This is a genomic window from Faecalibacterium sp. (genome assembly GCF_052358865.1).
Lineage (GTDB): Bacteria > Bacillota > Clostridia > Oscillospirales > Ruminococcaceae > Faecalibacterium > Faecalibacterium butyricigenerans.
On record NZ_DAWCVJ010000006.1, the window covers coordinates 19021 to 33058 of the forward strand.

A 14038-nucleotide genomic window follows, 5' to 3' on the forward strand; every position below is an offset into this window, starting at 1 on the left:
CGCCCATGCCCAAGCAGGAAGGACAAAAATCCAAACTCCTGGCGCTGCTGCGTATCTTTGAGCAGCAGACCGATGAGGAACATCTGCTCAATGTGCCCCAGCTGGTGGAGCTGCTGGCCCGGCAGGGCATCCTCTGTGAGCGCAAGAGCGTCTACAGCGACATCGATGCGCTGAATGCGCTGGGCTACGACATCCGGCTGCGCCGGGGCCGCAGCGGCGGCTACTGGATGGCGACGAGGCCCTTCGAACTGGCCGAACTGAAGCTTCTGGTGGACGCCGTCCAGTCCAGCCGGGTCATCTCCAAGACCTCCAGCGACAAGCTCATCCATAAGCTGGAAGGGCTGGCCTCCCGGTATCAGGGCACCCAGCTCCAGCGTCAGGTCTACGTCGATGGCCGCCCCAAAAGCGACAACAAGGACCTGCCCTACAGCGTGGATGCCCTCTTCGCGGCCATCAACACCGGAAAAATGGTGCGATTCCGCTACAAAAAGGCGGGACGTCCCGCCCCCTACACCATCAGTCCGTGGCAGATGGCGTGGGAGAACGGCTGCTACTATCTCATCGCCTATCAGGACGAGAAGGAGCCGGTGGGCATCCGCCATTACCGGGTGGATAAGATGGCCGGAGTGACAGTGCTGGACGAGCCGCGCCGGGGCAGGGAGCAGTTTGCCGATTTCGACCTGCCCTCTTACCTGAAAAAGCACTTCCAGATGTTCGGCGGGCCGGAGCACCGCGTCACCCTGCGGTGTACTTCTGACCTCGAATCGGCTATGCGGGAGCGCTTCGGCGCCTCGCCCATCTTTGTGCCGGAAGGGAAGGGAAGCTTCCACTTTGACGTGCCCGTCTGCGTCAGCGACCAGTTCTATGGCTGGGTCTGTGGCTTCGGCGGAAAGGTCGAAGTGGTCTCGCCCGCCGAGGTGCGGGACGGTCTGCGGGAGCTGAATGAGCGGCTGGCAAAAATACATGAGTAATACAGCAAAAGGCCCTGAATCCGTGGATTCAGGGCCTTTTGCTGTATAAAATTTATATTGATTTACTCCGCGTTGAACACATACTGGTCCATCCGGCGGAAAGCTTCCTCGATGCGGGCGCGGGGCGAGGCCAGATTGATGCGCAGATGGCAGGGGCCGTGGAACATCACACCGTCCTGCACTGCTGCGCCGACGGCCCAGCAGGCTTTCTCCACGTCCTGAATGCTTTTGCCGTGGGCGGCGCACCAATCGGTGCAGTCCACAAAGAGCATATAGGTGCCCTCGGGCTTTGCGACACGGACGCCTCTGAAGTGCCGGGCGATATAATCGCAGGCGAAGTCCACGTTGCCGGTCAGGGTCTCGCACAGCTCGTCGGCCCAGACATAGCCCTCGGGGCGGTAGGCGCCGATGAGAGCGTGCATCGAGAGGACGTTCATGGAGTTGTAGTGGCAGAGGGAGGATTCTTTTGCGATGCGGTCGCGCCACCACGGGTCGTAGACGATGTGGTAGCTGCCGATGAGACCGGCGAGGTTGAAGGTCTTGGAGGGGGCGTAGAGGGCGGCAGTCCGCATCCGGGCGTCCTCACTGATGGACTGGGTGGGGATGTGCCTGTGGCCGGAGAGGATGATGTCCGACCAGATCTCGTCCGAGACGACGTAGACGTTATACTTTTTGTACAATTCCATCGCCTTTTCCAGCTCCCACCGCTCCCAGACGCGGCCGCAGGGGTTGTGGGGGCTGCACAGGATGGCGGCATGGATGTGCTCTTCGGCCAGATGCTTCTCCATGTCGGCGTAGTCCATCCGCCAGACGTCGGCTTCGTCCTGCACCAGCGGGGAGTGGACGATGTCATAACCGTTGTCGGTCAGGCAGTGGGTGAAGCCGATGTAGGTGGGGCTGTGCACCAGCACCTTATCGCCCCGGGAGCAGACGCAGTTCAGCGCGCTGATGACGCCGCCCAGAACGCCGTTCTCGTAGCCGATGGCCTCGGCGGTCAGGCCGGTGACGCCGTTGCGCACAGACTGCCAGCGGATGATGGAGTCATAATATTCGGGCGTCGGGTCGAAGTAGCCGAAGGCCGGGTGCTGCACCCGCTCGATGACGGCCTGCTGGATGGTGGGCAGACAGACGAAGTTCATGTCCGCCACCCACATGGGGATGGCGTCGAACCCGGGCCGGGGCGCATCGGGCGCAAAGCCCTTGCCCAGTCCGTCTACGGCGATGGCATCCCGGCCATGACGGTCGGGCAGGGTGGTGAAATCGTATTTCATGCGGCACTTCCTCCTGTGGATGCAAAAAAAGGCTTCCTCCGAAGAGAAAGCCATAGGTGCAGAAGATTAGCCCTCGAGCAGCTCGACGGTCTTCATCTTGACAGCGGTCTTGGGTTTATCGTTCCAGTCGGTGGGGACGGATGCGATCCTGTCCACGACATCCATGCCGGAGACGACCTTGCCAAAGGCGGCATACTGGCCGTCGAGGTGGGGTGCGTCCTCATGCATGATGAAGAACTGGCTGCCGGCGCTGTTGGGGTTCATGCTGCGGGCCATGCTGATGACGCCGCGGGTGTGCTTGATGGGGTTGTTGACGCCGTTGGCAGCAAACTCGCCCTTGATGTTCCAGCCGGGGCCGCCGGTGCCGTTGCCCAGCGGGCAGCCGCCCTGGATCATAAAGCCGGGGATGACGCGGTGGAAGGTCAGACCGTTGTAGAAGCCCTGACCGACCAGCTTCTTGAAATTCTCACAGGTGATGGGGGCAGCTTCCTCGTTCAGCTCGATGTCGATGACGCCGCCGTCTTCCATAGTAATGCGAACCATAGTTTTCACAATGCTCCTTTTATCATAGCCCGTTTCGGGGTGGGTGCGGCAGATGCTCTGCCGAAGCTCCCCTTTAGTATACCATACCTTTTGCAGAGCGCAACGGCGCAGATGCAACCTTTTTGTAAAGAATCACCGCATTTCCACCATATCCTGCCAAAAACGCTTGGGACAGTGGCTCATCCGGCCCTTTTCGCTGTGGCGGGCCTTGATCTCCAGTGTGTCGTAGAACTGCTTCCAGAGCGCCTGCAGCTCCTGCTCCCGAGCGCTGGGCGGGGGAAGGGTGAGCGGTGCGGCCAGCTCGAGGAGCTTGGCCTCGTGGCTCTGATAGAGTAAGACCGCCTGATGGACGGCGTCGTATATCATGAAGTCCTCCTCCGGGAAGCGGGCGCAGAAATGCCCCCGCAGCAGGGGGAGGATGTAGTTTTTGGGGTGGATGACCGCACCCAGCATCCCGTCGTGCTCTTCGAAGCGGACGAAGCCCTGAAACTTGTCCACCTCCCAGTCGAGGCTCTTTTTCATCTCGTAAAGGGGTGCTACGTCCGGGTGGCCCATCCGCTTGACCGTGCCGGGGCCGAGGGCGAAGGCCAGATGCAGAAAGCGGATGAGCAGCAGCTCTTTCTCCTCCTGTCCGGAGAGAAAATCCCGGCTGACGAGGTACTCTGTCTCCCGGCCCAGCTTTTTCCCAAGGCTGGAAAAGACCCGCTGGGCCTTGGCGGAGTCCGTCTCGATGTCCCGGACAGGGTAGAGAGTGGCCGTCTCCCGCTGGGGCGTCCAGACCGCAAAGGGGATCTCATGCTGGGCGAAGCTCTCGAACACGCAGCACAGAAAGCCCTCGAAACTGCCGTCGTAGAGGTAGACCACATCGGCGTCGTGGAGCTTCCGGGCCTTCGGCGGGGTCACAACGCTCTCGCCAGACATTGCACTGCCTCCTCCCGCACCATCCGCTGGGCCGCCCGGGGCGGCACGCCCTGCGCAACGAGCCGGTCCACCGCCGGCGGGGCGAAGAGGCTCAGCTGCTCGGCCCCGGCACTGAAGACGTTGGGGTCGATGAGTGCCCGGGTGATGCGCTCCCGTCCGGCGCTGCCCCGGCCCGGGTGCGCCCCCGAAAAGCCCCGGCAGGTGATGAAATACTGCGCCCGCTTGAGTACGACGCCCATCCGCTTCAGCTCGTCGAGGCCGAGGTCGGACAGCCGCCGCGCCTCCCGGATGCGGCGGGCGCTCTTGGGGCCGATGCCCGGCACCCGCAGCAGCATCTCGAAGGGGGCACGGTTGATGTCCACCGGGAACAGCCCGTAGTGCTGGACGGCCCAGTTGCACTTGGGGTCGAGGTAGGGGTTGAAGCTCTGGTTGTCTTTGTCTAGGATCTCGTCGGCCCTGAACTGGTAGAAGCGGAGCAGCCAGTCGGCCTGATAGAGCCGGTGCTCCCGCAGCAGGGGCGGCTTTGTGTCCAGTGCGGGCAGGCGGGTGTCGTCCGACACCGGGATGTAGGCCGAGTAGAACACCCGCTTGAGGCCGTATTTCTGGTACATCCCCTCGGAGAGCTGTAAAATGTGGTAGTCTGTCTCGGGCGATGCGCCGACGATCATCTGGGTGCTCTGGCCGGCAGGGGCGAACTTGGGAGCATGGCGGTAGAGGGTCAGCTCCTTTTTGCTCTCCTCGCCCGCCACCGAGATCTGCTTCATGGGCCGGAAGATGGAGTGGCGGCCCTTGTCGGGGGCGAGGAGATGGAGGCTCTGCTCGCTGGGCAGCTCGACGTTGACGCTGAGGCGGTCGGCGAGGAAGCCCATCTGCCGGATCAGCTCCGGGCTTGTGCCGGGGATGGTCTTGGCATGGATATAGCCGCCGAAATGGTATTCGTTCCGCAGCAGCCGCAGGACGGAGAGCATCCGCTCGGTGGTGTAGTCGGGGGTGCCCAGCACGGCGCTGGACAGGAAAAGCCCCTCGATGTAGTTGCGGCGGTAGAACTCGATGGTCAGCTCGGCCAGCTCCCGGGGCGAAAAGGTGGCCCGGGGCACGTCGTTGGACTTCCGGTTGACGCAGTAGCTGCAATCAAAAGCACAGCAGTTGCTCATCAGGACCTTCAGCAGGCTGACGCAGCGGCCGTCTGCGGTGAATGCGTGGCAGCAGCCCGGCGCGTAGCAGCTGCCGAGAGTACCGGCCCTCGCCGCACGGGACGCGCCGCTGGATGTGCAGGCGACGTCGTATTTTGCACTGTCGGCCAGAATGGTGAGCTTGTCCATCAGCGACTGTTCCATAAAACTCCACCTCCCGAAGGGGATACGACCCCCTTGCCCCCACGGAAATGCCCGGGGAGAGGGGCGAGGCTCACCACTTGGCCTTCGTCTCGACCACACGGCCTGCGATGTGCAGGCGGTTCAGGTCATCGCCCTTGATGACCAGCTCGTTGTAGGCGGGGTTGAAGGGCTGCAGCACGACGCAGTTGCCCCGCTGGATATACCGCTTGAGGGTGCCTTCGCCCTCGTCGCCGTAGACCAGCACGCCCAGATCGCCGTTTTCCAGCGTGTCCTGCTTGTGGACGAGGGCGAGGTCGCCGTCCTGAATGCGCGGCTCCATGCTGTCGCCCCGGACGACGAGGTAGAAATAGTTGGAGGGGTCCTTGACGCGGGCATACTCCTGCCCGTAATCCTCCTCAAAGGCCAGCGCGCCGTATCCGGCCTTCACGGTGCCGATGACCGGGATGAGGCTCTCGGCGTAGTTGCCGAAAAAGCGCTCCTCGGGGGTGGCTGCGTTGGACACCGGGCGGTAAAGCCCCAGCAGGAAGTCTGCCGTGGTGCTCAGGATCTCGGCGATGCGGGCCACCGTGGCGGGGTCGGGGGAGGATTTGCCGCTTTCCCACTTGCCGACGGCCTGCTGGGTCACTCCCAGTTTGGATGCCAGCTCCGCCTGACTGATCCCCTTCTGCTTGCGGCACTGCTTCAAAAGCTCTGAAAACGACATGGTCGTACACTCCTTTACTCCGAGGTTAAAATCTTGCATCTCTATTGTACAACGAAAAGATGTTTTTGTAAAGAGAAAAATGAGGGCTTCGCCAAAAAAAGGTTGTCGATGGGCGGGGGTCTGCGGGAATGTCTGAAAAAGTTGAAATTAAGGCTTGACAGAACGGCGAAAATCTGGTAAATTAAATAGGCATTCGGTACGGCGTGTGCGAGTGCCCACGAGGAGAGATGTCCGAGTGGTTTAAGGAAGCAGTCTTGAAAACTGCCGTACGGCAACGTACCGTGGGTTCGAATCCCACTCTCTCCGCCATTTTTTTGAATAAGTGTAACACACTTTGCTCTGGAGTAGTACTCAAGAGGCCGAAGAGGCGCCCCTGCTAAGGGCGTAGGTCGTCTAAACAACGGCGCGAGGGTTCAAATCCCTCCTACTCCGCCAAGAAAAAGCTCGATGGTTCATTGAAACCATCGGGCTTTTTCCATTTTTATGCGGTTTTAGCAGCGCTTCGGAGCGCGGAGGGCTGCTTTTGCGCCCCGGAGCGCAGGGTCATTTCAGTGCATCGGCAAGGATGCTCAGCAGGCGGGGGACGTCCAGCGGCTTTGCGATGTGGCCGTTCATGCCGGCCTTCAGCGCGTTCTGGCGGTCTTCCTCAAAGGCGTTCGCCGTCATGGCAAAGATGGGGATGCCGGCCTTTTTCGCGTCCGGAAGGGCGCGGATCCGCCGCGTCGCCTCGTAGCCGTCCATGTTGGGCATCTGGATGTCCATCAGGATCAGGTCATACTGGCCGGGCGCAGCCTGCTCCATCTTCTGGACGGCGATCGCGCCGTCCTCGGCAGAATCCACCACAAAGCCCGCTTCCGTCAGAAACTCCATTGCGATCTCGCGGTTCAGCTCGTTGTCCTCCACCAGCAGGAGCTTTTTCCCCTGAAAGGCGGAAGCCTTCGGTTCCGGCAGGCGGGGAGACACCTCGGCAGAGAACGGCTCAGACAGGATCTTGCGCAGCTCGGAAAGGAACAGCGGCTTCTCGCAGAAGGCAGTCACTCCAGCAGCGCGGGCTTCTTCCTCGATGTCGGCCCAATCGTAGGCGGTCAGGATGATGATGGGGCAGTTGTGCCCGATGATCTTGCGGATCTGACGCACGATCTCGATGCCGTTCATATCGGGGATGAGCCAGTCGATGATGTAGACGCTAAATTCATCGCCCCGCTCCACCGCGTACTTGGTGCGGATCACCGCCTCCTTGCCGGAGATCGTCCACTCCGGCCGCATCCCGATCTTGGACAGCATGGTGCTGACGCTCAGGCAGGTGTCGGTGTCGTCGTCCGCCACCAGTGCGCGCAGCCCTTCCAGCTGCGGGAGCTGCCGCTGCTCCACCTTCTGCTCACAGCGTGCAAAGCAGAGGTCCACGATGAACTCGCTGCCCTTGCCCGGCTCGCTCTCGATGGCGATGGTGCCGCCCATCAGGTCCACGATGTTCTTGGTGATGGACATTCCGAGGCCGGTGCCCTGAATGCCGCTGACGGTGGAGCTTTCCTCCCGGCTGAACTCCTCAAAGATGTGTTTCTGGAACTCCGCGCTCATGCCGATGCCATTGTCCTTGATGCGGAACTCATAGCGGGCACGCCCGGTGGGCGCATCGTTCTTCTGGGCGATGCGGAGGCTGATCATGCCGCCGGTGGGGGTGAACTTGATGGCGTTGGACAGAATGTTCAGCAACACCTGATTCAGCCGCAGCGGGTCGGTGATGATGTCCTCGTTCTCCACATCCATGGTGTCGATGAAGAGCGACAGCCGCTTGGCCGAGACATTGGGCTGGATGATGGAGCGCACATCGTGGACGAGATCCGGCAGATGCACCGCGCGCTCCTCGAGCTTTACTTTTCCGCTCTCGATGCGGCTCATATCCAGCACATCGTTGATGAGGGAGAGGAGGTGCTGGCTGGAAGTGGAGATCTTTTTCAGGTAGTCCAACACCTGCTCCCGGTTGTCGATGTGGGTCGCAGCCAGAGAGGTGAAGCCGATGATGGCGTTCATCGGGGTGCGGATGTCGTGGCTCATGTTGAACAGGAACTCCCGCTTGGCGCGGTTTGCCGCCCCCTCGTGCTGGAGCGCGATCTCCAGCTTGCGGTTCTGCTCCTCCAGCTGGGTCTGATACTTCTTCTCCTGTTCCTTTTTCTGCTGCTCCATCTCCTGTGCCGAGCGCCTGCGCAGCGTTTGAAGGACGACCACGAGCAGGATATAACCGGCCAGTGCCATCAGGATGGTGGAGACGGACGCACGGAAGATCGTTCTGCCATCTGTATACGCATAGAGGTCAAAGGTACGCCCGTGGCTGTACATCCCGAAATAGGAGCCGGAGCCGTCCCAGCCGCGGGTGTGGGTCAGCATCTCCGCGACCCCGACTTTGCGGATCTCCTGTACCGTCGGGCTGTCCGTGGTGTCCTGCCCGATCAGCTCCGGGCGGTTGGAGGCGATGACCTGATTGTTCTGCACGATGAACAGGGTGCCGCTGGTCTCTTCCGGGTAGCCATCCAGAATGCTCTGGACCGACAGCGCCGTCCCTTCGACAAGCGCCGCCGGGGTGTACCGATAGGTGAGCAGGATGGCCGCGCCGCTGCCTGCCCGGTGTGCCGTCACATCTACGACAGACCCGTCTTCCAGCAGGACGCGCTTCATATAGGTCTTCTGCGGGTAGCGGAAGACGTCCAGAGCGGCATCGGTCCTGAGCTGGTCGCCAAACCGGGCATAGCCGACCCCGTTCGCGGTATACTCGCAGAGGAGCGTGCCCTCCGGGTCAAGGACGGAGATGCCGGTGAGCCAGAGCCGTTCGGCTTCCTTTTTCAGGCACTGCGGGTCGGAGAAGTCCAGCGCGGGGTCATCGGCCAGCTCCTGCACCGAGACCGCCGTGCGGCGAAGGGTCTTCGCGGCAACGGTATCGTTGTATTTTTCGTAGCGGGTGGACTGCGATTTGACAAAATTGAGGATCTGGCAAAAGCGCTCTTCCGTTGTGCACAGCGCTTTCCAGTTCGAGAAAAAGACGACGCCTGCCATGAAGAGCACGCCGACGATCAGATAGAGCGCCCAGATCCGCGCAGCCGGAGCGGGCTTATTTTTATGTTCCAATGGTGTCCACCTCCAGATACTGCGAAGGGTTTTCGAGATATTTGCCGACGATCTGCTCCAGCGTGCCGTCTTCGCGCAGCTGCGCAAAGGTATCGTTCAGCTGGCTGTCCAGCCCCCGGCTGTCGTTCGCTGCAAAGGCCACGCCCAGCCCGGTGACGAGCAGCGGCTCGGACAGGATGCGGAACGCCACGGAGTTGTCCTTCATATATTGCAGGATGGTCGTCTCATGGGAGGCGATGGCGTCCACGTAGCCGCAGCCCAGCAGCGCATACTGGATGCTGCGGTCTTCGATGCTGAACACATCGACCCCCTGCGGGAGGCGGGGGTCGGAGCCGCTGAGAAAAAGCTCCTCCGGCTTGCCGGTGCTCTGGACGGCGATGCTCTTTCCGGCAAGGTCGCTGAGGGACTGGATGCCGCTGTCGTCATTCACGGCGACCACCTGACGGCTCACCATGTAAGGCCCGGCCCAGTGGTAGAGCGCTTCGCGCCCCTCCATGGAAAAGCAGCCCCAGATGCAGTCGATGGCACCGCTCTCCACGAGGGTGGTCTTCTGCTCCCAGTCGATCGGCTCGAACCGGGTGGAATACCCCATGCGGCGGAACGCTTCGGTGGCGATCTCTACATCGATCCCGGCGGGAACGCCGTCGTTGTTCAGATAAATATAGGGAGGATAGGTGTCGCTTCCCACAACGATCTGGGGGAGGCCGCCGTCCTTCGCTTTCGTCTCTCCGCAGGAGGTCAGGCCCCCGGCGGCCGCAGAGGCCGCCAGCAGCCCGCACCCGCGCAGAAAGGCACGGCGTGAGATTCTGTGTTTCATTCCTTCTCCTGTTTTTCCTGCATCTGCGGATGCAGTTTTTCGTTCAGTTCGTCCTGTGTGTCCGTCAGGCATTGCAGCAGCAGCGGGTTGAACGCGCCGCATTCGCCGTTCTGGATCATCTGCACCGCTTTCTCGTGGGAGAAAGCCTTTTTATAGCAGCGCTCGCTGGTCAGGGCGTCGTACACGTCGGCCAGCGCGACCAGCTGTGCGCTGATGGGGATGTCGTCGCCCTTCAGCCCATCCGGATAGCCCCGGCCATCCCAGCGCTCGTGGTGCCAGCGGGCGATCTCGTAGGCGGTCTGCAGCAGCGGCTCCTCGCCGAAATTTTCCAGCTTTTGCAGTATCTCCGCGCCCAGCATACTGTGGGTCTTGATGACCTCAAATTCCTCCGGGGTCAGCCTGCCGGGCTTGTTGAGGATCTTTTCGTCGATGCCGATCTTGCCGATGTCGTGCAGGGTAGAGGCCAGCGGAATCAGATCCTGCTGTTCTGCAGAAATCGAGTAGTTGCTGCTGATCTCCAATAGACGGTGGAGCAGCATTTCTGTGATGATACGGATATGCCGCACATGAGCACCGCTTTCGCCGTTGCGGAACTCTACGATATGGCTCAGCACACCCACCAGCGTATCCGTATTATTTTCGCGGGCGCGGATCTGGTCGGACACCATCTTCACCAGCCGCCGCTGCTTGGCATACAGCTTGATGGTGTTGGTCGCGCGGCGGTACACGATGCGTGCATCGAAAGGTCGATTGACATAATCACTCGCGCCTAGTTCATAGGACTTCCGAATTACAGCGTTAGAGTCATCACTGGAGATCATGATGACCGGGATGTCCTCGATGGTGTGGTTGGCGTTCATGGCCTTGAGCACCTCGAAGCCATCCATGACCGGCATGTTGATGTCCAGCAGCACCAGCGCAAGATTCCCGGCTTCGGCCTGCAAGGCATCCATACATTCCCGGCCATCTTTTGCTTCCAGAATACGATAGTCGCCTTGCAGGATTTCGGCTAGGATGAGGCGGTTCATTTCAGAGTCATCCACAAGAAGAATCTGCGGCTTCTCCTCCACCAGTTCTTCCTGCGCGGTCAGCGCGTTTTCGGGGAGTTCCACCGTGACGGCATTCTTGCGGCACTTTGCCTGATACATCAGCCGGTCTGCCCGGCGAACCGCATTCTCCATCGGGTCGGTGATGGCCTGCATCGTTCCGCCGATGCTCAGTGAGAGACGAAAATGCGAATAACCGGGTACAGTAGCCTGCTGCACGGCGGCTCTGATCTGCTCCAGCTTGGCTTGCAGGATGTCGCTCGGAATGCCGGGCAGCACCAGCAGGAACTCGTCCCCGCCGTAGCGGATGAGCAGGTCGGAATCCCGGATGCAGGAGCGGATGGCGGCGGCTGCCGCTTTCAGCGCCATATCACCGGCGTAATGCCCATAGGTATCGTTGCAGATTTTGAAATCGTCCACATCCATCAGCGCGATGCCTGCGGGGCCGACGATACGGGATGCGATATCCTCATAGTAGCGGCGGTTGTATGCGCCAGTCAAGACATCGTAGTAAAGTTTTGCACGGTAGCTCTCTGTTGTTTCTTGAAGCATTTCCTCGGCTTCGGCCTGCATCTTTTCCATGCTGGAGCGCTCGAACTGCCATTGCAGGCGACCGATCAGCAGAATGTTCGCAGCGATACCAAGGCCGATCACGATGAGCTTTTGAAGGTTCAAAGAGGTGTAAAGAAAAAAGCTGTGGTCGGTAGAAAAGAAAAACGCGGAGTATAGGAATGCAATGAGGCCGCTTACGATTCCTGCTGCATAGCCGTATTTCACGAGCACAGCAGAAAGAACAACAAAAAGCAGGATATTTGGATTTGGAATATGAAAATTCCAGACGATCAGGCAGGTGCTCAATTGGGCAAGTGCCGATAGCAGCATAGGCTTGATTTTATTTGGCTGTTGTTCCATACGCAATACCATCCAATACTTTGATTCATCATGATTGCTCTCTCACAAAAAAAGAGCTGGGCCGCAAATGGGCGGCCCTGCTAGGTCGTGAGTGTCGGTCATCTGCGAAACCGTGCGATTCCACTATTTATTTTCGGGGGGGGGGTAACGCGGAAGCGCTTTACCGTCTGCTCCAGTGCGTTGATGTCTACGGGCTTTGAGAGATGCTCGTCCATCCCGGCGTCCCGGCTCTTCTGCATATCCTCAAGGAATGCGTTGGCGGTCATGGCGAGGATGGGGATGGTGCGTCCCAGCGGATTTTCGCCGCTGCGGATGCGCCGGGTGGCTTCGAGGCCATCCATGACGGGCATCTGCACGTCCATCAGGATCATGTCGTACTCGCCGGGCTTGACACTGGCGAAAGCGTCCACGATCTCCTGACCGTTGGAGCAGATGGTGCAGCGCGCACCCTTGGTCTCCAGCAGCAGCTCCAGAATTTCGGCGTTGATGGCGTTGTCCTCGGCGCAGAGGAAGTTCATCCCGGACAGGGGCGAGACGGCCTCGGCCTCCTCCGGGAGGGCCGGCGCCGTCTGCACCTTGTCCGCCTCGGCGTCGATGGGAAATTCCAGCACGACCTCAAAGCGGGTGCCCTTGCCGGTGGCGCTCTCCACCCGGATGGTGCCGCCCATCAGGTCTACGATGCTCTTGGTGATGGCCATGCCGAGGCCCGTGCCCTGCACCTTGTTGGTGCCGGATTTCTCCTCCCGGGTAAAGGGGTCGAAGAGGGTCTTCTGGTAGGCTGCGCTCATGCCGATGCCGTCATCCTGCACGATGAACCGGTATTTGGCGTAGTGGTCGTTCCGGGGCAGCTCCTCGGCCTCGAACCGGATGTGTCCGCCTTGGGGCGTATACTTGACCGCGTTGGAGAGGATGTTCATCAGCACCTGATTCAGCCGGGTGGGGTCTGCCAGCAGGTTTTTGTGCTGGATGTGGGTGGAGACGGTGAAGGTCTGCTTCTTCACGTTCGCCTGTGAGAAAATCATCGTGTTGAGCTGGTCGAGCTGATGGGAAAGGTCCATCGGCTCGATGGTCAGGGTGGTCTTGCCGCTCTCGATGCGGCTCATGTCCAGAATATTGTTGATGATGCCCAGCAGCAGCTGCCCGGAGCTTTTCAGCTTGCCGAGGTGATCTGCCAGCTTTTCTGGCTCGTCCAGCTCGTTCTCCATCAGAGCGGTCAGACCGACGATGGCGTTCATGGGGGTGCGGATGTCGTGGGACATATTGGAGAGGAAGTCGGTCTTGGCCTTGCTGGCACGCTCTGCGGACTGCAGTGCCTCGGCGGCGATGGCCTGTGCCCGCTGCATCTCGTCGTTTGCCTGCGTCAGCTGGATGTTGTATTGTTCCAGACGGAGGTTCGCTTCTTTTTCCGCCTGCAGCTCCTGCCGCTGCTTTTCCCGCAGGATGAACCAGCCAACGAAAACTGTTACGACCGAGAACGCCAGCGCAATGACGATGATGATGACCATGACGATGTTGACCAGCTTCTGCGTATTCACGGCCACATATTCTGCCGGAACAAGGAACGCCAGCGTCCACTGGGCGTTTTCCATCTGCTTCAGGGCGTAGAAATACTCGGTTCCGTCCAGCACGGCGTTGGAATAGCAGGAGCCGGTGCGGGCAAGCCGCTCCTTTGCCTCCGCAAAGGAAGAACCGTGCAGATAGGCCATCTGGGAAAGCACGGTGTATACGTTGTGCCCCTTCAGCAGTTCGGTGTCATTGGCGTTGAACAGCTTGAAGCCGTTGTTGTCCAGCACATAGACGCTGTTGTTATTTTCGTAGGCGTCGCAGCGGAAATAATCGTTCAGCTGGGTCATGCACTGGGAGATGCCAAAGTAGCGCAGGGTGATCTCTTTCTCTCCGCTTTGCAGTGTGATGGGGGTGGGGAGCTGTTTCAGGAACACCATCCGGGAGTCGTCCACGGTCAGCGAGTTGGAAACGTAGCTGACCCGCTGCGGCGCGCTTTCCAGATAGGTCATTCCCCGCAGCAGCCCCATGCGGCCATGCTCGGTATAATAATGTCCGGCAGAGTCCACGGCAATAAGCTCGATCTGCTTTTCCTTGTAATTGGAAAGTTCAGACAGCTTTTCCAGATAAGAAAACAGATCATCGGTCGTCTCCATGGGCATATAGGCCAGATAATTGCACTGTACATCCACATCGCTCCAGTGGGTGTCGATCACATCCTCCAGACTGCGGAACATCTGGTGGGTGACTTCCTCCATCTGGCTCAGCCGCTCATGGTAGACAAGGTTCTGGATGTAGGTCTGGCTCACGATAAAAAGGGTCAGAATGACCGCAAGGATGATAACGCCGATGCCCCAGAGCAGCTGCCGATAGTTCTTCTTGTTCACATCCAGT

General features: G+C 60.1%; 10 protein-coding genes and 2 tRNA genes. 3 read left to right on the top strand and 9 right to left on the bottom strand.

Annotated elements, in window-relative coordinates; all coding sequences use genetic code 11:
* Positions 1-5 precede the first annotated feature (5 nt).
* Complete coding sequence (locus ACT8X9_RS02135) at positions 6-971, top strand: helix-turn-helix transcriptional regulator (RefSeq protein WP_444267964.1); 966 nt, start codon at positions 6-8, stop codon at positions 969-971.
* A gap of 62 nt (positions 972-1033) precedes the next feature.
* Here ACT8X9_RS02135 and ACT8X9_RS02140 read toward each other — a convergent pair whose 3' ends face one another.
* The 5 genes from ACT8X9_RS02140 to ACT8X9_RS02160 all read right to left on the bottom strand — a co-directional run bounded on the left by ACT8X9_RS02140 (position 1034) and on the right by ACT8X9_RS02160 (position 5746).
* Positions 1034-2242: a MalY/PatB family protein gene (locus tag ACT8X9_RS02140; RefSeq protein ID WP_444267965.1), complete on the bottom strand. Its 1209-nt coding sequence runs from the start codon at positions 2240-2242 to the stop codon at positions 1034-1036.
* Positions 2243-2308: 66 nt separating this feature from the next.
* Positions 2309-2785, bottom strand: a complete 477-nt coding sequence (locus ACT8X9_RS02145) for a peptidylprolyl isomerase (protein WP_227620112.1) — start codon at positions 2783-2785, stop codon at positions 2309-2311.
* A gap of 132 nt (positions 2786-2917) precedes the next feature.
* Complete coding sequence (locus tag ACT8X9_RS02150; protein ID WP_444267966.1) at positions 2918-3706, bottom strand: TIGR03915 family putative DNA repair protein; 789 nt, start codon at positions 3704-3706, stop codon at positions 2918-2920.
* A complete protein-coding gene (locus tag ACT8X9_RS02155; protein ID WP_444267967.1) occupies positions 3685-5043 on the bottom strand; it encodes a putative DNA modification/repair radical SAM protein in 1359 nt (452 codons plus the stop codon). Before ACT8X9_RS02155 ends, ACT8X9_RS02150 begins: the two co-directional genes overlap by 22 nt.
* Positions 5044-5113: 70 nt before the next feature.
* Positions 5114-5746, bottom strand: coding sequence for a LexA family protein (locus tag ACT8X9_RS02160; protein WP_227620115.1), 633 nt, complete (start codon positions 5744-5746; stop codon positions 5114-5116).
* 221 nt (positions 5747-5967) lie between these two features.
* Here ACT8X9_RS02160 and ACT8X9_RS02165 point away from each other — a divergent pair.
* Together ACT8X9_RS02165 and ACT8X9_RS02170 are read left to right on the top strand one after the other, a co-directional pair.
* A tRNA-Ser gene (locus ACT8X9_RS02165) sits at positions 5968-6055 on the top strand.
* Between the two features lie 32 nt (positions 6056-6087).
* Positions 6088-6181, top strand: a tRNA-Ser gene (locus tag ACT8X9_RS02170).
* A gap of 108 nt (positions 6182-6289) precedes the next feature.
* Here ACT8X9_RS02170 and ACT8X9_RS02175 read toward each other — a convergent pair.
* The 4 genes from ACT8X9_RS02175 to ACT8X9_RS02190 form a co-directional block, all read right to left on the bottom strand.
* The gene (locus ACT8X9_RS02175; protein WP_444267968.1) at positions 6290-8866 is read right to left on the bottom strand and encodes a response regulator; all 2577 of its coding nucleotides are present in this window, start codon (positions 8864-8866) and stop codon (positions 6290-6292) included.
* Complete coding sequence (locus ACT8X9_RS02180) at positions 8856-9683, bottom strand: substrate-binding periplasmic protein (protein ID WP_444267969.1); 828 nt, start codon at positions 9681-9683, stop codon at positions 8856-8858. The genes ACT8X9_RS02175 and ACT8X9_RS02180 overlap by 11 nt, the downstream gene beginning before the upstream one ends.
* The gene (locus tag ACT8X9_RS02185; RefSeq protein ID WP_444267970.1) at positions 9680-11383 is read right to left on the bottom strand and encodes a diguanylate cyclase domain-containing protein; all 1704 of its coding nucleotides are present in this window, start codon (positions 11381-11383) and stop codon (positions 9680-9682) included. The genes ACT8X9_RS02180 and ACT8X9_RS02185 overlap by 4 nt, the downstream gene beginning before the upstream one ends.
* Positions 11384-11739: 356 nt before the next feature.
* A complete protein-coding gene (locus ACT8X9_RS02190) occupies positions 11740-14031 on the bottom strand; it encodes a hybrid sensor histidine kinase/response regulator (RefSeq protein ID WP_444267971.1) in 2292 nt (763 codons plus the stop codon).
* Positions 14032-14038 lie beyond the last annotated feature (7 nt).